Annotated in this window: 19 protein-coding genes and 1 CRISPR repeat array; of the genes, 18 read left to right on the top strand and 1 reads right to left on the bottom strand. The window is 23.0% G+C overall.

The features are described 5' to 3' along the window. Positions 1-24: 24 nt before the first annotated feature. Positions 25-501 carry a YbaK/EbsC family protein gene (locus AWT72_RS04445; RefSeq protein WP_231724052.1) on the bottom strand — a complete coding sequence of 159 codons (477 nt, stop codon included), beginning with the start codon at positions 499-501 and terminating at the stop codon, positions 25-27. Between the two features lie 109 nt (positions 502-610). Between AWT72_RS04445 and AWT72_RS04440 the strand changes: the two genes are divergently transcribed. The 18 genes from AWT72_RS04440 to AWT72_RS04360 form a co-directional block, all read left to right on the top strand. Next, complete coding sequence (locus AWT72_RS04440) at positions 611-1,744, top strand: GTPase (protein ID WP_067141428.1); 1,134 nt, start codon at positions 611-613, stop codon at positions 1,742-1,744. Beyond that, the gene (locus AWT72_RS10075; protein WP_269320301.1) at positions 1,738-1,860 is read left to right on the top strand and encodes a hypothetical protein; all 123 of its coding nucleotides are present in this window, start codon (positions 1,738-1,740) and stop codon (positions 1,858-1,860) included. The genes AWT72_RS04440 and AWT72_RS10075 overlap by 7 nt, the downstream gene beginning before the upstream one ends. Then, positions 1,823-2,605, top strand: a complete 783-nt coding sequence (locus AWT72_RS04435; RefSeq protein WP_231724051.1) for an MBL fold metallo-hydrolase — start codon at positions 1,823-1,825, stop codon at positions 2,603-2,605. The genes AWT72_RS10075 and AWT72_RS04435 overlap by 38 nt, the downstream gene beginning before the upstream one ends. Positions 2,606-2,614: 9 nt before the next feature. Then, on the top strand, positions 2,615-3,163 hold the full coding sequence (locus tag AWT72_RS04430) for a hypothetical protein (protein WP_067141422.1): 549 nt from the start codon (positions 2,615-2,617) through the stop codon (positions 3,161-3,163). Next, positions 3,160-4,263, top strand: a complete 1,104-nt coding sequence (gene ychF, locus AWT72_RS04425) for a redox-regulated ATPase YchF (RefSeq protein ID WP_067141419.1) — start codon at positions 3,160-3,162, stop codon at positions 4,261-4,263. The genes AWT72_RS04430 and ychF overlap by 4 nt, the downstream gene beginning before the upstream one ends. Before the next feature lie 12 nt (positions 4,264-4,275). Continuing rightward, positions 4,276-5,145: a mechanosensitive ion channel family protein gene (locus tag AWT72_RS04420; protein ID WP_067141416.1), complete on the top strand. Its 870-nt coding sequence runs from the start codon at positions 4,276-4,278 to the stop codon at positions 5,143-5,145. A 1-nt stretch (position 5,146) separates the two neighbouring features. After that, complete coding sequence (locus AWT72_RS04415; RefSeq protein WP_067141413.1) at positions 5,147-5,764, top strand: MBL fold metallo-hydrolase; 618 nt, start codon at positions 5,147-5,149, stop codon at positions 5,762-5,764. 11 nt (positions 5,765-5,775) lie between these two features. Then, entirely contained in the window at positions 5,776-6,348 is a 573-nt protein-coding gene (gene efp / locus AWT72_RS04410) for an elongation factor P (RefSeq protein ID WP_067141410.1), read from the top strand. Positions 6,349-6,370: 22 nt separating this feature from the next. Then, positions 6,371-7,081 carry a hypothetical protein gene (locus AWT72_RS04405; protein ID WP_067141406.1) on the top strand — a complete coding sequence of 237 codons (711 nt, stop codon included), beginning with the start codon at positions 6,371-6,373 and terminating at the stop codon, positions 7,079-7,081. 320 nt (positions 7,082-7,401) lie between these two features. Then, a CRISPR array of direct repeats spans positions 7,402-10,603; the repeat unit is 36 nt; unit sequence GTTTGAGAAGTATGTTATTTTAAAGGTGTCTTAAAC. Positions 10,604-10,835: 232 nt separating this feature from the next. Then, entirely contained in the window at positions 10,836-14,918 is a 4,083-nt protein-coding gene (gene cas9 / locus AWT72_RS04400) for a type II CRISPR RNA-guided endonuclease Cas9 (protein WP_067141402.1), read from the top strand. A 9-nt stretch (positions 14,919-14,927) separates the two neighbouring features. Continuing rightward, a complete protein-coding gene (gene cas1 / locus AWT72_RS04395; RefSeq protein ID WP_067141399.1) occupies positions 14,928-15,800 on the top strand; it encodes a type II CRISPR-associated endonuclease Cas1 in 873 nt (290 codons plus the stop codon). Between the two features lie 4 nt (positions 15,801-15,804). Then, a complete protein-coding gene (gene cas2, locus AWT72_RS04390; RefSeq protein ID WP_067141431.1) occupies positions 15,805-16,110 on the top strand; it encodes a CRISPR-associated endonuclease Cas2 in 306 nt (101 codons plus the stop codon). Positions 16,111-16,117: 7 nt separating this feature from the next. Then, positions 16,118-16,777, top strand: coding sequence for a type II-A CRISPR-associated protein Csn2 (csn2, locus tag AWT72_RS04385; protein ID WP_067141396.1), 660 nt, complete (start codon positions 16,118-16,120; stop codon positions 16,775-16,777). An 89-nt stretch (positions 16,778-16,866) separates the two neighbouring features. Beyond that, positions 16,867-17,505 carry a DJ-1/PfpI family protein gene (locus AWT72_RS04380; protein ID WP_067141392.1) on the top strand — a complete coding sequence of 213 codons (639 nt, stop codon included), beginning with the start codon at positions 16,867-16,869 and terminating at the stop codon, positions 17,503-17,505. Between the two features lie 158 nt (positions 17,506-17,663). Then, positions 17,664-18,605 carry a thymidine kinase gene (locus tag AWT72_RS10070; protein WP_306765425.1) on the top strand — a complete coding sequence of 314 codons (942 nt, stop codon included), beginning with the start codon at positions 17,664-17,666 and terminating at the stop codon, positions 18,603-18,605. A gap of 2 nt (positions 18,606-18,607) precedes the next feature. Continuing rightward, positions 18,608-19,120, top strand: a complete 513-nt coding sequence (locus tag AWT72_RS04370; RefSeq protein ID WP_067141388.1) for a hypothetical protein — start codon at positions 18,608-18,610, stop codon at positions 19,118-19,120. After that, on the top strand, positions 19,121-19,804 hold the full coding sequence (locus AWT72_RS04365; protein WP_067141385.1) for an ABC transporter ATP-binding protein: 684 nt from the start codon (positions 19,121-19,123) through the stop codon (positions 19,802-19,804). A 2-nt stretch (positions 19,805-19,806) separates the two neighbouring features. After that, positions 19,807-20,046 (top strand): hypothetical protein (locus AWT72_RS04360; RefSeq protein WP_156413078.1); only part of this gene is annotated, 240 nt, incomplete at its 3' end.

Below are 20,046 nucleotides of genomic sequence, written 5' to 3'. Positions count from 1 at the left end.
AATTTGCAACAGCCCCTTTTCTAATTAACCAACATTTATAAATTTAGGCTTATGATTAACATGCTCTAAAAATTTCATAAAATCTTTGAATTGTATATCAGTTGTTTTTGTATTTATAAATGGATGGAAACCTACTGTAAGATTTTGATCAATTTCATCGTCAATTATAACATTAATTTTACACTCTTTATCAAACATAAGTCCAAATGCAGTAACAGTACCCGCTTTACAATGTAGTAATTCTTCTAAAATTTCATCATTTGCAAATGATAGTCGTTTTTCTTCTAAAATTTCAGCTAATTTCCCTAAATTTGCCATTTTTTCATCTTTTAGTATTATAAGATATAGATTGTTTGTTTTTTTCGCTTTTAAAACTAAGTTTTTAACTTGTTGTCCTTCTAATTTAATATCAGTATCTCTAACTGAAGTTATAGCCTCATGTATTTGATTACTATACTTTATACCTAAATCATTTAATAAATCGTAAACTATTTTTTCCAAAATTATCACCTCATAAATATTATAGCACAAATAATCTCAATGTCCACTTTTTATTTGATTTAAAATATGATATAATTACTAGGAGTTATAGAAATTTTAGAGGTGAAAAATGAGTACAAAAATATGTACAGGTTGTGCAGAAATATTGCAAACAGAAGATATAAATAAAAAAGGGTATATTCCTATTGAAAAATATTTATTAGGAGATAAATTAATATGTAGAAGATGTTTCAGATTAAAAAATTATTCTGAAATACCTAATGAAACAGAAGATAAAAATCTTTATTCGGAAATTGTTAGAAAGACAATAAGTAATGTAGATATAGTTATGCCTATTTTTGATGCAATAGATTTAGAGCCATCAATGACTAATGAAATTTTAGATTTATTAGAGAATAACCGTGTATTTGTTGTTCTTAATAAAATAGATTTATTACCTAAATATTATGTTAAAACTGAAATTGCAAGATGGTTTAAAAATATTTTAATAGATGAAAATATTTTTCCAGAACAAGAATCATATATCTCAGCAAAGTCAAATTTTGGTTTAAATGGAATATTAAAAAAGCTTAAAACTATGGCAAGAGATAAAAAGGATATAAAGGTTGCTGTTATTGGAGCATCTAATGTAGGAAAATCTTCAATATTAAATAGATTACTTAATAAAAATAATTTAACAGTTTCTAAATTTTCAGGAACAACAAAAGGAAGTATAAAAAATAAGATTAAATTTAAAGATATTACTATTACTTTTTATGATACACCTGGACTTATACCTGAAGGTAGAATTCAAAGTTTATTAAATCCTAAAAAGGCAGTTAAGTTAGTACCTAATAAAGAAATTTCAAGAAAAACATTTAAATTAAAAGAAAATCAGTATTTTATGTTATCAAATTTAGTTTATTTTAGAGTAAATTCTGATTGTGAAATACAAGTTTTTGCTTCAAAAAATATAGAGTTTCATGTAACTAGTAAAGAAAAATATTCTGAACTTTTAAATAGAGATTTTTTTAAATTATTATCAAAAGAAGAAACAGAAGAATATCTGAAAAATACTTTTATAACAAAAGATATTATTTTAGAAAAAGGCTACGATTTAAGTATAGGTGGGCTAGGGTTTATAGAAGTAAAAAAAGGCGAGTTTAATATTAGTATAACTGCACCTGAGAATGTGTTAATAAAACAAAGAAATAGCATATCTAAATTTAATAAAATGGAAGAAGATGAAGAAATATTATGGTAAAAAAAATTATTAAAAGAGTATTATTTATATTAATAGTAATAAGCATAGTATACATAGGTGCAATAAATAGTATAGAAAGTGAGATTAGTAAAGTTGAAAATATCAGTACTAGGTAGTGGAAGTGCAGGAAATTCGAGTTTTATAGAAATAGGTGGAAAAAAAATCTTAGTTGATGTTGGTTATAGTATGAAAAAAATAAATGAAAAGCTATCTACAATAAATGAAAGTTTAGAAAATATTGATGCAATATTTGTAACACACGATCATGGTGATCACATAAAATCTTTTGGTGCAATTTCAAGAAAATATGATATTCCTTTATATGTTAATAAGAAATCACTTAATGAAGTATTACATAAAATGGGTAAAATCGATATTTCAAAAATTAATTTATTAGAAGATAAAAAGATTTTTTTTGATAATATACTAATTGAAAATTTTGATGTAATGCATGATTCAGCACATAATTTAGGGTATAGTTTTCATTATAGAAATAAGAAATTAACTTATGTAACTGACATAGGTAAAATAACAAATATTGTTAAAATGGCATGTATGGAAAGCGATATATTGGCTTTTGAGAGTAATTATGATGTAGATATGTTACTAGGTGGAGATTATCCTTGGACTTTAAAAAATAGAGTTAAAAGTAATGTAGGTCATATTTCAAATGCTGAAGCATCAAAATTATTTCATGACGTATCAAATAATAAATTAAAAAAAATTATTTTGCTTCATTTAAGTTCAGATAATAATAGACCTGAAATAGCATTAGATACAGCAAGAAAAAGTGTATTATCACATACAGATATAATAGTAAGTACACAAGAACCAACAAAATTATATAAATTAGATAAGTAGGTATAGAATATGTGGAATGAAATAGAAAAAGATATTAAATTATATGAAGAATGTAATTATTTAAATATAGACCAAGAACCTGTACATGGAATAGGAAACGAAAAAGCTAAAGTAGTTATAGTTTTTGATAAAGTTACTCATAGCATGTTTGAAAAAAGAGGAATATTAGATAGTTTTGAGTATGAAAAATTAAAAGTAATATTTGATTTTGCTAAAATAGATATAAAAGAATGTTATTTTACTTGTCTTAATAAATACTATAATAAAATGCAAAGTATTGATTATGACAAAAGAAAATATGCAATGTCTATATTTTTAAAGGAAATATATTTGATAGAGCCTGAATATATAGTAAGTATAGGAGAAGATATTTTTAATTATTTATACAAATATTATACTAAAAAAGAGACAAATATAGATATATTAAAAAATGTAGGTAAAATTTTCGGATTTTATGGTAAAAAATTAGTACCTATATATGATATAGAATATATATCAAAATTATCAAAAGAGAAAAAAAGAGAATTAATAAAAGTATTGAAGGAGATAACAAAATGATAGGAATAGGTATAGTAGGATTACCAAATGTTGGGAAATCAACCTTATTTAATGCAATAACTAAGTCTAGTAATGCATTAGCAGCAAATTATCCATTTGCAACAATAGAGCCTAATGTAGGAACGGTTCCAGTACCAGATTATAGAATGGATAAATTAATAAAATTAGTAAACCCAAAATCTACTGTATCAGCAACAGTAAAATTTGTTGATATAGCAGGATTAGTAAAAGGGGCATCAAAAGGAGAAGGCTTAGGGAATAAATTTTTAACTAATATAAGAAATACACAAGCTATATGTCAAGTTGTTAGATGCTTTGAAAATGATGATATAATACATGTTGATGGTAGTGTTGATCCTATAAGAGACATTGAAACTATAAATTTAGAGTTAATTTTTGCAGACATAGAAACTATTGAAAAGGCAAGACAAAAAAATTCTAAATTGGCTAAAAGTGGAGATAAGAATGCTAAATTATTGGTAGAAACTTTAGAAAAATGTATGAAACATTTAGAAAACGAAAAATTATTATCTTCGTTAGAATTGGATGAAAATGAATTAGAACTTATAAATGTGTATCAATTTTTAACAATAAAACCTATGATGTATGCACTTAATGTTTCAGAAGAAGATTTAGCAAGTCATGTTGACAATAAGTATGTAAAAAAAGTAAGAGAATATATCAAGGATAAAGAAATTGAAATAGTTATATTTTCAGCAAAAGTTGAAGCTGAACTTATAGAAATAGAAGATGAAGAATTAAGAAAAGAATTTTTAGAAAGTTTAGGAGTAAGTGAACCAAGTCTTAATAGATTAATATCAACAGGATATAGACTATTAGGTTTAATAACTTTTTTTACAGCAGGTGAAAAAGAAGTTAGAGCATGGACTATTACAAAAGGAACTAATGCACAAAATTCAGCAGCAGAAATACATACTGACATACAAAAAGGATTTATTAGAGCAGAAGTTGTTGATTTTGATAAGTTTATTGAAAATGAAGGTTGGCAAAAATCAAAAATTAATGCTGATATGAGATTAGAGGGAAAAGAATATATAGTACAAGACGGAGACGTAATGTATTTTAGGTTTAATGTATAAGGAGTTAGAATAATGAGAAGTATAAGTGAATATTTAAGTTTAAATGAGATACTATTGTATATTGAAAAGAATCTTTTTAATATATTACCAGCAATAATACTGTTTATATTGTATAAACCGATAAAGAGATATTTATCTACATTTTTTAATAAATTGTATACAAGAATATTTAAAGATAATCATGGATTAATAACTTTTTTAAATTCTATCACTAGATTTGTAATTGATATTATTATAATCTTTACAATTTTAGATTTACTTGGTATAGATCTTCAAAAATTTGGAGCAATAATTAGTGCATTTGCATTAGTATTTGGTTTTGCTTTTAAAGATACATTAGGGAATATGTTTGGTGGAATGATAATATTAGTATTTAAACCATTTGTAGTGGGCGATATAATAATATATGCAGGTTACGAGGGTAGAGTTACTAAAATTGAAATTTTTTACACTTATTTGATTAATTATTCAAATGAAGAAGTTATAATACCAAATGGTTCTATAATAAATTCAGAATTAAAAAATATAAGTGTACATACATATAGAAGATTAGATATAAAAGTTGGTGTAGGCTACGGAAGTAATATAGAAGAAGTTAAACAAACAATAAAAGAAATAATATTTAAAAGAAAAGAAGATTTGTTTGAAGTAGATAAAAAACCTTATTTAATTGGTATGGCTGAGATAGGGGCTTCATCACTTAATTTTGATATTAAGGTTCATGTTAAACCTACAAATTATTTAGCAGCTAAATATTATTTAAATGAATCAATAAAAACTGAATTTGATGCTAAAGGAATAGAATTACCATTTAATATTATAGATTTACAAGTAAATCCTAATTTTAATAATTTGAATATAAAAAATGATAAGGAAAGTTAATATGAAGTTAAAAATATTTATAAGCCCAATATTAGATGCAAATATATACTTGTTAGAAAACGAGAATAAGGAATGTGTTATAATAGATTCAGGAAATCCAAAGATGGATGAAGTTATTGAATATATAGAGAAAGAAAATTTAGATTTAAAAATGATATTTTTGACTCATGGGCATTTTGATCATATTTTAGGACTAGAAAGTATTTTAAATTATAAAAATGTACCAGTATATATGGGAGAAGAAGATATTAAATTTTTATATGACCATGACTATTCGTTATCAAAATGGGTTAATTTAGAATATAAATTAAGTGAAAAATATACTATTATAGGATTAAAAGGAAATGAAGAAATTTTTAATCTAAAATGTTTAAGTACACCTGGTCATACAAAAGGAAGTTTTTGCTATTTAGATGAAAAAAATAATAGAATTTTTACAGGTGATACAATGTTTAAAAATACATACGGAAGAACAGATTTTCCAACAGGCAATATAGATGAAATGAAAGAAACTTTAAGTAGTTTGTTAAAATTAAATGGAGACATGGAAGTGTATCCAGGACACGGTTCAAAAACAAATATAAATAATGAAAAAAACACATACAAGCGTATGTTTTAAAAGGAGGAAATATGAAACCAGCAATGGATTTAAGACAAGGAAATACATATAGAAAGGATGGAGTACCATACATTATTTTAAAAGCTGATAGACATCAATCTACATCTGGTAAAAAAGCAAGAGCAGCTGAGATGAAATTTAAAATTAAAGATTTGATAAGTAGTAAGGTTCAAGAAATCACAGTATTAACTACCGAAATATTTGATGATATAATTTTAGATAGATATCAAATGCAATTTCTATATGAAATGGATGGAGACTATAATTTTATGAATCAAGAAACTTTTGATCAAATTGTTTTGAGAAAAGAAGATTTAGAAGATGCAGTTAATTTTTTAGAAGAAGAAATGGAAATACAAGTATTAATGTATGAAGAAAGACCAGTAGGTATAGAATTACCTAATACTGTAATAAGAGAAATCACATATACAGAACCAGGTCTTAAAGGTGATACAATAGGTAGAGCAACAAAACCTGCAAGTATAGCAAATGGGTATGAATTACAAGTTCCTTTATTTGTTCAAATAGGAGACAAGATTAAAATAGATACAAGGACAGGTGAATATTTAGAAAGAGCAAACTAAACTCTTTTTTGGAAGGAATTTTATGAATACTAATAAATTAAAAAATATATCAATAATAAGTATGATATGGAATATATTTATATTTATATTAATATTATTATTTTTACAATCTAGGATTTTTATTTCAGTTATAAAAGATAATTTATTACCTGATTTAAAATTTATAGAAAAACTTTTTAATAATGATTTATTTGGGTTTTATAAATATAGAATTATAGTGTTAATAATAACTATAGTAATTATACTAATTGTTGAACTTTTTATATTTTATATAGTGAATTATTTTATATTTAAAAATTTAAGAAATGTTACTGATGATACTGATATTATAAAAATAGATGAAGTGAAAAAAATTAAATCATATCATAAAAATATAATGTATGTTATGACACTTTTTATAATTTCACTAATACTTATATTAGTGATATATGCAATAAAACTTATACAATTAAAAAATAATATAGATTTTAGCGTAAATAATAAAACTTTTATAAATATAATGGATATGCTTAAAAATATGGAATTAAAAAATTTATTAGATTATAATAAAGTTCTTAATAATGTTATTATTGAAATAAAAGCCAATAGTGATATTTATAATATATTTAATACTATTTTTTCATTACATAGTAAAATTATAATATTAAGAAATATATGGTATTTTGTTATATATATATGTTTAGGGTATGGAATATATAAAAATACTAAGTTATTAATTAAGATAAAAAAATAAAAAAGAATAAAACATGTACTATTTAACATAAAACTAATTGTGAAAAATAATGTGCATGTTTTTTTGTATATAAAAATAAATAGGAGTTTATGAATTAGTAAAGACTAAATACAAAAGAAAAATGACTATTTTTACAAGTATGAATAGACTTAATTAAGTTGATATGTTATATAAAACAATTTTGAAATTATTGTAAAAAATCATATTTAATTTTTTTAGTATTGATAAAAATTAAATAATGTGGTATAAAATACTATATATTATGAAAAAAATAACAAAATAATCTTAAAGATATAGATATTAAGAAGTTGATAAAGATAGTTTAAGAAATATGTTATTTTAAAGGTATCTTAAATATTTCACTGCTATTCTTAACAGAATGGAATGTTTGAGAAGTATGTTATTTTAAAGATGCCTTAAACTGAACTTAGCAAAAAGCAAATATAATATAGTTTGAGAAGTATGTTATTTTAAAGGTGTCTTAAACAGTGAGTATAAAAAGTTTAAAAGAGCATCTGTTTGAGAAGTATGTTATTTTAAAGGTGTCTTAAACGATTTTAATTAAAGTTATAAAATAAATCAAGTTTGAGAAGTATGTTATTTTAAAGGTGTCTTAAACTACGAGATAGTAGACTATGATGAAGCGATGGTTTGAGAAGTATGTTATTTTAAAGGTGTCTTAAACTATATAGTTGTTAATAGTGTATATTGTTATGTTTGAGAAGTATGTTATTTTAAAGGTGTCTTAAACGCTAAAATGATAATATCAACAGAAGGATTAGTTTGAGAAGTATGTTATTTTAAAGGTGTCTTAAACACTATTCATGGTTCATATTAGCCTTTTTCTGTTTGAGAAGTATGTTATTTTAAAGGTGTCTTAAACTTCATATAAAGTAACTGTTGAAATGGCTGAGTTTGAGAAGTATGTTATTTTAAAGGTGTCTTAAACGATATAATTTAAGTTATTTTTCTTTACCTTGTTTGAGAAGTATGTTATTTTAAAGGTGTCTTAAACTTTCTTCTGTATACCCTTTATCAAGTAAATGTTTGAGAAGTATGTTATTTTAAAGGTGTCTTAAACCTAATAAAAAAGGTAATTAAGTTGATGGTTGTTTGAGAAGTATGTTATTTTAAAGGTGTCTTAAACCGTTTTTGTCAAATTCTCTTTTACAATTATGTTTGAGAAGTATGTTATTTTAAAGGTGTCTTAAACAAAAATATTAATAAAAGTGTCTTTATATATGTTTGAGAAGTATGTTATTTTAAAGGTGTCTTAAACATTGTATTGTGCTAAACCATCAAATTTACTGTTTGAGAAGTATGTTATTTTAAAGGTGTCTTAAACACTATTCATGGTTCATATTAGCCTTTTTCTGTTTGAGAAGTATGTTATTTTAAAGGTGTCTTAAACGATATAATTTAAGTTATTTTTCTTTACCTTGTTTGAGAAGTATGTTATTTTAAAGGTGTCTTAAACTTTCTTCTGTATACCCTTTATCAAGTAAATGTTTGAGAAGTATGTTATTTTAAAGGTGTCTTAAACAAAATAACTTAAATTATATCTAAAACTAAAGTTTGAGAAGTATGTTATTTTAAAGGTGTCTTAAACACTTAATATTTATAATGGTTTTAGGTTATAGTTTGAGAAGTATGTTATTTTAAAGGTGTCTTAAACATTTTATAAGTGTCAATGCCGACATGAAAAGTTTGAGAAGTATGTTATTTTAAAGGTGTCTTAAACAGATATTATTAGGTTACTATTCTAAATCTTGTTTGAGAAGTATGTTATTTTAAAGGTGTCTTAAACAATAATGACAACATAGAACAACAAGAAAAGGTTTGAGAAGTATGTTATTTTAAAGGTGTCTTAAACTTATACCTTTTATATTCCATTATCTCTTTAGTTTGAGAAGTATGTTATTTTAAAGGTGTCTTAAACAAAGGAGATTAAATATGTATAAATTATCTCGTTTGAGAAGTATGTTATTTTAAAGGTGTCTTAAACATAAGAAAAAAAATAAACGCAACAATGCGAGTTTGAGAAGTATGTTATTTTAAAGGTGTCTTAAACGCAACTGAATTTGCTTTTCTAAAATCTTTGGTTTGAGAAGTATGTTATTTTAAAGGTGTCTTAAACAGATATTATTAGGTTACTATTCTAAATCTTGTTTGAGAAGTATGTTATTTTAAAGGTGTCTTAAACTGTATAAAAAAGTATATTTAACATAAAAATGTTTGAGAAGTATGTTATTTTAAAGGTGTCTTAAACGAAAATGTTGAACGAGAATTGACATTGACTGTTTGAGAAGTATGTTATTTTAAAGGTGTCTTAAACCTTATAACTGACTTGAATAAAAACCAGGTGGTTTGAGAAGTATGTTATTTTAAAGGTGTCTTAAACCCATTACTTTGACATTCTTATATTTTCATTGTTTGAGAAGTATGTTATTTTAAAGGTGTCTTAAACAAAGGAGATTAAATATGTATAAATTATCTCGTTTGAGAAGTATGTTATTTTAAAGGTGTCTTAAACTTGAACTGCGTTGTCCTCTCTTTCTCGCAGTTTGAGAAGTATGTTATTTTAAAGGTGTCTTAAACAATTATAAATTAATATAAAAATGAGATAATGTTTGAGAAGTATGTTATTTTAAAGGTGTCTTAAACTGAAATATACAATAATAAACAAACTCACGAGTTTGAGAAGTATGTTATTTTAAAGGTGTCTTAAACGTATAAAAATAACACTTGGAGTAGTTGGAAGTTTGAGAAGTATGTTATTTTAAAGGTGTCTTAAACTTTACCAGATGGTAGCCAAATTATACCACAGTTTGAGAAGTATGTTATTTTAAAGGTGTCTTAAACTGTTCTGTTTTCCTTTGAATAGTTAAGTTCGTTTGAGAAGTATGTTATTTTAAAGGTGTCTTAAACATTGAGAAATTTAGACATACACAAAGAAAGGTTTGAGAAGTATGTTATTTTAAAGGTGTCTTAAACAAATCTTTGATATTGTTTATTATAGGTTCTGTTTGAGAAGTATGTTATTTTAAAGGTGTCTTAAACTTTTTAACATTGAATAAAAAAATATACTTTGTTTGAGAAGTATGTTATTTTAAAGGTGTCTTAAACATGCAGATTAATAAAGAGAAAATATATAATGTTTGAGAAGTATGTTATTTTAAAGGTGTCTTAAACCTTATAATAACCTTTTGACAAGGTTTTGTTGTTTGAGAAGTATGTTATTTTAAAGGTGTCTTAAACGTATCAGTAGAATGCGACATACTTGAAAGTGTTTGAGAAGTATGTTATTTTAAAGGTGTCTTAAACAATAGAATTAAACAATATATAAATCAAGACGTTTGAGAAGTATGTTATTTTAAAGGTGTCTTAAACTATTTTTTGTTAAATGGCGATAATTTTATTGTTTGAGAAGTATGTTATTTTAAAGGTGTCTTAAACAACTTCGAAAAAACCTACAATAGAGTAGCGGTTTGAGAAGTATGTTATTTTAAAGGTGTCTTAAACCTCAAATTGAGGTTTAAGATGTACCTTATAAACTAAAAATAAAAAAATCCTAATATTTTATTAGGTTTATGATTATAAATATAAAATAAAAAAACTTCTGACTATTCAGAAGTTAGCATATTCACATATGCGGGTTCAAAAATTTTTATTTGAACTCAGTATGTTATTTAATAATATTATATCAAAAAATTTGGAAATGTCAAGTTTTTTGAAATGAAAGGGGAGAATAATTTTGAAAATTAAACAAAAATTTCCAAATTATTATATTGGTTTAGATATAGGGACTAATTCAGTAGGATGGGCAGTTACTGATGAAAAGTATAATATATTTAAATTTAATGGAAAAAGAATGTGGGGAAGTAGACTATTTGATGAAGCAAAAACTGCTGCGGAAAGAAGAATATTTAGAAATTCAAGAAGAAGATTAAAAAGGAGAAAATATAGATTAGATTTATTAAATGAAATTTTTGAAAATGAAATCTCTAAAATAGATAAAAATTTTTTACAAAGATTAAAAGAGAGTACATTACATTTAGAAGATAAAAGTATAAATGAAAAATATACTTTATTTAATGATAAAAATTTTACTGATATTAATTTTTATGAAAAATATCCAACAATTTATCATTTAAGAAAAGAATTAGTAGAAAATACTGAAAAAAAAGATATTAGATTTATTTATTTAGCACTTCATAATATATTGAAAAAAAGGGGACATTTTTTATTCGAGGGTCAAAATTTAACTGAAATACAAGAATTTGAATCTATATTTATTAAATTAAGTGAATATGTTTATGAGAAATTTGGAATAGAACTTAATTTAAATCTTATCAATGAAATTGAAAAAATATTATTAGATAAAAAATCTGGTAAATTAGATAAAACAAGAGAGTTCAAAAAAATATTTGATAAAAATAATCAGTTGATTTCAATATTTAAATTGTCAATAGGTTCAAAGGTAAAATTATCTGATTTATACGCTACTGATGAATATAAAGAAGCTGAAAAAAAAGATATATCATTTGATGATAGTATTTATGATGAAGTAAAAGATATATACTTTGGAATTCTTGGAGAAGAAAACATAACTCTATTAGATATTTGTAAAGCAATGTATGATTTTAGAATATTAAAAAATATATTACATGGTAGTAAATATATTTCAGAATCAAAAGTCAAAGAATATGAGACATATAAAAAAGATTTAAAAAATTTGAAATATATAATGAAAAAATATTATAGTAGAGATGATTATAATAAATTAGTGAAAAAATCAAGTATAGATGAATTAAGTGAAAAAACAAAATCAATATTAGAAAAAATAAAAAATATAGATGAAGAAGATAAAAAAATCTATGAAAATTTATTAGATAGAGCAAAAGAACAAAAAATATTACCAAAACAAAAAACTAATAAAAACGGAGTTTTACCTTATCAAGTTCATGAAGTAGAATTAGAAAAAATATTAGAAAATCAAAGTAAACATTATAATTTTATAAAAGAAAATAAAGAAAAAATATTATCTATTTTCAGATTTAGGATTCCATATTATGTTGGACCATTAAATAAAAATAGTGATAAAGCGTGGTTTGTTAGAAAAAGTGATGGTGCTATAAAACCATGGAATTTTAGTGAAAAAGTTGATTTAGAAGCTTCAGCAGAAAATTTTATTAAAAATTTGATAAATAACTGTACTTATTTAAAAAATGAAAAAGTAATTCCTAAAAATTCTTTATTATATGAAGAATATATTTTATTAAATGAATTAAACAAGGTAAAAATAGATTCTAATTTTTTATCTGTACAAGATAAAGAAAATATTATTAATTATTTATTTAAAAAAGAAAATAATGTTACATTGAAAAAATTTAAAGATTTTTTAGTTATAAATAATATCTCAAGTAAAGATTCTGTTATAACAGGTATTGATGGTAAATTTAATGCTAAGTTATCTACGTATATTAAATTTAAGAATATTTTAGGGAATAAAATAGAAGAAGATAGATATGTTAATATGGTAGAAGATGTTATAACTTGGAAATGTCTATATGGTAAAGATTTAAAATTATTTATGAATAAATTTAATTCAAAATATTCAGATTTAGAATTGTCAAAAGAGGAACTTAATAAAATTAAAAACATAAGCATAGGAACTTTTGGTAGATTATCAAGAAAATTATTATCTGGGCTTGATTTTGTAAATCTTGAAACTGGAGAACAATATGATAGTGTAATTCAAGCATTAAGAAAAACAAATATGAATATTATGGAATTAATGTCTAAAAAATTTGATTTAGAAAAGAAAATACAGATATTAAATTCTGAATTTAATAAAGAAAAATCATATAAAGAATTAGTTGATGAATCTTATGTATCTCCTTCAGTTAAAAGGGCAATTATACAAAGTATAAGAATCATACAAGAAATAGTTGAAATAACAGGTAAAGAACCTAAAAAAATATTTATTGAAACTGCTAGAGAAGGAAATACGGGTGCAGATAAGACGAAAACTATACCTAGAAAAGAGCAAATACTTAATATATATGAAAGTATGTATGAAGCCAATATAGATTTGCAAGAACAAATTAATGATATGAAAGGTAAAATTAGTGAATTTGATAATAACAGATTAAGACAACAAAAACTTTACCTATATTTTATGCAACTAGGTAAATGTATGTATTCAGATGAAAAAATAGAATTATCTAATTTATTTGATTCAAATATTTATGATATAGATCATATTTTACCACAATCAATTATTAAAGATGATAGTATAAATAATACAGTATTGGTTTTAAAAAATATAAATGCTAAAAAAACAAATGAATATCCATTAGATTTAGATATTCAACAAAAAATGAAGAAATATTGGAAAAGATTGTTAGATACAAACTTAATATCAAAAATTAAATATGAAAGATTAATTAGACAAAATAAATTAACTGATACAGAATTATCAGGATTTATTGCTAGACAATTAGTAACAACAAGTCAAGCAACTAATGAAGTTATTTCAATATTGAAAAATATTTATAATAAATCTGATATTGTGTATGCAAAAGCAGGTAATGTAAGTAATTTTAGGAGTCAATATGACATAATTAAATGTAGAGAATTAAATGATTTTCATCATGCTAAAGATGCATATTTAAATATTGTATGTGGGAATATATTTGATACTAAATTTACTAAAAATCCATATATTTATATGAAAAAATTAAAAGAAAAAAATGATGAGTTTAAGTATAATATGTCAAAAATTTATGAAAGAGAAGTAAAAGACATAAAGAATGATAATAAAATTATTTGGAACGATGATATAAGAGAAAATGTTTTAAAAATAGTTGATAGAAATGATGTTAATGTAACAAGATTAAGTCAAATTGGAAGTGGAGAACTATTTGATGCAACCATATATAAAAAGGGTAGTCCAAAAGGTAGTGGTACTGAAATACAAGTAAATATTCCGAAAAATTATTCAGGTAATGATGAAAACATTAATGAAAAATATGGATATTATAAATCTTTAAAAAATGCATATTTTCTTTTAATAAATTGCGAAGAAAATGGGGAAAAAGTTAAGAAAATAGCAAAAATTTTAATAAAAGAAAAAAATAAATTTGAAAATTCACATGATAAATTTAAATATCTTGAAGAAAATAAAGGAATTAAGAATATAAAATCTATTAGAAAAATGAAAATAGGACAAAAATTAATTGTAGATGACTTTATTTACAGTATAGCATTTGTTTCAAGTAATTTAATTTTTAAATTAAATAATGAATTTTCATTATTGTTAGATAAAAAAAATACCAAAATATTAAAGAATGCTATTAATTTTTTAGAAAAAAATAAGAAAGATTCTGATAAATATATAGTATCCTTTTTAAAAAGAGATGAAAATAAAAATAAAAATGAAATTTATGAAGAAGCAATTAAGAGGTATGATATTGAATTCAATCAGTTGTATAAAAGTATATGTAAAAAGTTAGCTTCCAAAATATATATTAATTCTAAAAAACCAAATTTATCAATCAAATATTTTAATTTAATTGATATATTTGAAAAAATAGATTTATATAATAAAGCTAAATTTATAGTAAATATAGTTAAAATGTTAGGTACTGGATCAAAGGGTGTTGTTAATATGAAAGAATTTGAAAAAATATTTAATGAATATAGTAAAGAAAAAATTTCTTTTTCGGCAATAGAGGGAATTATACAACTTTCTTCATCAACATTACTTAAATTAGATGCTTATTTATTAGATGAATCAATAACAGGATTATTTGTTAAAAAAACAAAAATATAAGGAAATATTATGGGTTGGAGAACAGTAGTTATAGGAAATAGGAGTAAACTAGACTTAAAGTACAATAATGTAATAATTAGAAAACAAGATGAAGTATATTGTCTTAACATTACTGAACTTGATACATTGATTTTAGAGTCAACAGCAATATCAGTAACATGTGCGTTATTGTGTGAATTAGTTAAAAATAAGGTTAAAATTATTTTCTGTGATGAAAAGTCTGACCCTTTTTTTGAAATTAGTTCTTTATATGGCTCACATGATACATATACTAAAATAAATCAACAATTTAATTGGAAACAAAGTACAAAAGAAAGTATATGGACTAGGTTAGTGTATGAAAAAATAGGGAAACAAAAAGATTTTTTAAAGTTTTTAAATAAATCTGAGTACAAATTATTAGAAAAATATCAAATGGAATTAGAATATAATGATATTACAAATAGAGAAGCACATGCTGCTAAGGTATATTTTAATGCATTATTTGGTAAAAATTTTTCAAGACGTGAAGAAAATGCTATTAATAAGGCATTAAATTATGGTTATCATTTATTAACGTCTACTATTAGTAAAGAAATAATAAATAATGGGTACTTAACACAATTAGGTATATTTCATTCTAATCAATTTAATAAATTTAATTTAACATCTGATTTAGTTGAAGTATTTAGACCATTAATTGATAAGATAGTTTATAATAATAATTTTAAAAAATTTGGTTCAGAGGAGAAGAAGATAATGCTTAGTATATTTAAGAATAAAGTAAAAATTGATAATAAAGAATATTATGTTCCGGATGCTATAAAAATATATGTTAAAACTATATTAGATGCAATTAATAGCAATGAGTTATTAAAAGTGAAAATATATAATGAGTTATAGATTTATGAGAATGTTATTATTTTTTGATTTACCAACATTGACAAAAAAGAATATGAAAGAATATAGAGATTTTAGGAAATTTTTAATTCAAAATGGATTTTTAATGTTACAAGAATCAGTATATACTAAATTATTACTTAATAATACAAATACAAAATTGTTACAAGAGAAAGTTGAAAAAAACAAACCAAGTGAAGGACTTATATGTGTTTTAAATATAACAGAAAAACAGTATCAAAAAATGGAGTATTTATTAGGAAATAAATCTGAAAATATATTTGATACAGATGAGAGAATAGTAATATTGTGAGGAATATATGGAATTTAGATTTAATTTATATGATTTTGAAATAGATTTTGAAAAAAATTTAATAAATACTATAGTAATAGAAGATAATGTATTTTTTAGAAAAATATGTAATGAATTAGTAAATAATATTGATAAAAGTGATTTGTTTATATTATCAAAAAACAAATGTGAAGATTTAAGTATGTCTAGCAACAGTATAGTTATATCTGATTTGTTGAATATAAATATAAATAAAGAAATTAATAAAATATATAAAAAAATATCTAGTATAGCATTAGAAGAAAAATACGATGAAACATTAAATATAACAAATAAAATAAAAAAATATATTTTTGATATTTTATCTAATAGTAATTATTCATTTACAATGTCAGATACAATTGCACTAACTGATTTATTTAAATCAGTTACTTTAAAATTGGAAGAAGAGGAAAATTTATCTTATAAAATACTAGATTATATGAAATTATTAAATGATTTAACAGGAATAAATTTTTTTATATTTATAAATTTAAAAACTTTTTTTTCTAATGAAGAAATAAAAGAAATATATAAATATTGTACATATAATAAATTCAATCTAATATTATTTGAAAATAATATAAGTGAAAAAATTGAAAATGAATATAAAATAGTAATAGATAAAGATTTGTGTGAAATATTTTAATTTGTTGAATAATATATTCATAACAAATAATAAATAATTATTATTTGTTATGTAGAATAGACTGAATAGATAAGATTGGAGTTTAAATAATGAATAAAAAAATTGCTTTACTTATATATCATGAATTTAGTTTTCAGGAAATAGCAAATTTATCTGCTTTATTTAGATGGTATTATGATACTTTAACTGTTACATTTTCTACAAGTAAAGATATTATTAAATCTGAGGAAGGCTTTCTTATAGTGCCTAATAAAACTGTTGATGAATTTAATATAAAAGAATATGATTGCCTTATATTACCAGGATGTAGTGATCTTAGAATTTCATTGAGAGATGATAAAATAACTGATTTTTTAAAAACTTTTAACGGAAATAATGATTTTATTATAGGAGCAATTTGTGCAGGACCAGTATTCTTATCAAAAGCAGGTCTTTTAAAAGATAAAAATTTTATTAATTCTTTGTATTTTGAAATGAATACGAAATTTAAATTTATTAATGAGAAAAATATTGTTTATAAACCTATTGTAGTAGATGGTAATATTATAACTGCTGTTGGTGAAGCATATAAAGAGTTTGCAATACAAGTCGCAAGAAAACTTGGATATTATTGTTCTGATGATGCATATGCAGGTATTTCTAATGAATATAAAAAAGAAGATTTTATTTTTTATTTAGAAAATGATGGATTAAAAGAATTTGAAGATGAATTTAGTGATTTATTTTAGGATTTATCCAGTCCAAAATGTATAAATAATGAAATTCAAAAAAATATATATAAAATAATAATAGATAAAGATTTGTGTGAAATATTTTAACTTATCAATTGCATTTAGACATAATATATCATATAATATAATTAATAAAAAATATGGAGGTTTATGTAGTGGAAACATATATAGGGCGTTTAGAAGTAGTAACAGGGAGTATGTTTTCTGGGAAAAGTGAAGAACTAATTAGAAGACTAAGAAGATCAAATTATGCAAAACAAAAAATATTAGTTTTTAGCCCCAGCATTGATAATAGATATGGTGAAAATGGAATTTATTCACATAATAAGAATAATTTTGCAGCTCATTCAATTAATAGTTTAGATGAAATGGAAAATATATTAACACAAAACCCCGATGTAGAAGTTATAGGGATAGATGAAATACAATTTTTTCCAAAAGGGATAGTAGATTTTTGTAAAAAATGTGTTGATTTAGGTAAAAGAGTAATAGTTGCTGGATTAGACCAAGATTTTAGAGCATTACCATTTAAACCTTTACCAGAACTTATGGCAATAGCAGATGAAGTTACTAAATTATCTGCAATTTGTACAGTGTGTGGTAAATCAGCATATGCTAGTCAAAGATTAATAGATGGGGAACCTGCTTTTGAAGATGATCCATTAGTTTTAATTGGAAATGTTGAAAAATATGAGGCTCGTTGTAGATTGCATCATATAGTTAGAAAAAGAAAAGAAATACAAACTTTATTAGAATTTGTAGTGGGTGTAAACGTAAGTGAAATGCCCAAAGATAAATTTCAAGAATATCATATTTATAATTTAGATACTAATAAAAATGTGTGTGAAATTAGAAATGATATATTTAATTTAAGAAATAAATATACTAAATTGGTAATATTTATAAATAAAAGTGTTTCGTTTAAAATTGAAGGAAATTATACTATAATCGATTTTATGAAAGAATTTATAAAAATATCTAGAGTAAATTTATTATATAAAAAAGATGAAAATATAGATAATATTTTAATGACAACGAAATATTTATTAGAAAAGTGTGATTTAAAAATAGTAGAGAGTATAATAGTAGGAGGTTAGAAATGAAAAAGTATTTACTTATATCAATATTGGCAGTTTCACTTAATATTTCCGCATCAACGGTATTATCAAGTGATAGAACATTTAATGATAAATTTTTTAAAAAATCAGAAATTGAAGATAAAGTGAAAGATAGATTTGATTTTGATAATGATATAGCAGTAGCATCAAAAGCTACTAAATCAGAAATATCTGCAAGAACAGATGCAGAAAGAGGTATGCATAATGCAATAAGAGGGTATGTTAATTCAGTATTTGATCAATTATTAGCTGATGCAAATGTAAAAGGTCCTGGTTTTGATGAAGTACAAATGGATAAATTTGCAAATGAAATAGCTGATAAATATACTAGAAATTCTGAAGAAATAGGTAAATTTAGAGATGATAAAAGTGGAAATCATTATGTAGCAATAAAGAGAGACAAAGATACTTTAAGAAAAGAAGCAATAAGAGTATTTAAAATTAGAATACAAAAAGTAATAGATAGATTAGTTGAATTGAAAGAAGGAATTTAGTTGATTAAAGTAAATAAATTATATAAAAAATATAATTTTATAACTGCCAATAAAGATATAAATTTTGAAATCAGTGAAGGAGAATTTGCTGTAATTTTGGGTGCATCGGGTGCTGGTAAAAGCACCCTTTTGAATATATTAGGTGGAATTGAAACTGCAACATCAGGTGAAGTAATAGTTGATGGAAATGACATAGTGAAGTATGACAATAAAAGTTTAACACTTTACAGAAGAAATGTTGTAGGTTTTATATTTCAATTTTATAATTTAATTCCTAATTTAACAGCTCTTGAAAATGTTAAATTAGCAGCTGATTTAGTAAAAGATAGTTTAGATCCTAATAAAGCATTGGAATTGGTTGGTTTAGTAAATAGAGGTGATAATTATCCATATGAGTTATCTGGTGGTGAACAACAAAGAGTATCAATTGCAAGAGCAATAGTAAAAAAACCTAAAATATTACTATGTGATGAACCAACAGGAGCATTGGATTATAATACAGGTAAGCAAGTTTTAAAGTTATTAGATGAAATATGTAAAAAAACAAGAACAACAGTTGTTTTAATAACACATAACCAAGAAATTGCAAAAATGGCTGATAAAATTATAGAAATAAGTGATGCAAGCATAAAAAAAATAACCATAAATAATGAGAAAATTGATATAGAGAAAATAGAGTGGTAACTATGAAAGTTAGCGATAAAGATAGTCTAAAAGAAATTTTGAAATCAAAGAGTAGATTTTTTTCAATATTAATTATAATACTTTTAAGTAGTTTAGTTTTTGTTGGATTAAATACTACTGTTTTTGATGTGAAAAATAATATAAATGAAGTCCTTATAAAAAATAATGTTTATGATATAAGAATAGAATCTATTATAGGTTTTAATGATGAAGATAAAAAACTTATAGAAAATTTAGAAAAT

Source organism: Oceanivirga salmonicida, assembly GCF_001517915.1.
Taxonomy (GTDB): domain Bacteria; phylum Fusobacteriota; class Fusobacteriia; order Fusobacteriales; family Leptotrichiaceae; genus Oceanivirga; species Oceanivirga salmonicida.
The sequence above is the reverse complement of the archived record's forward strand: the minus strand, read 5'-3'. Positions and strand labels throughout refer to the sequence as shown.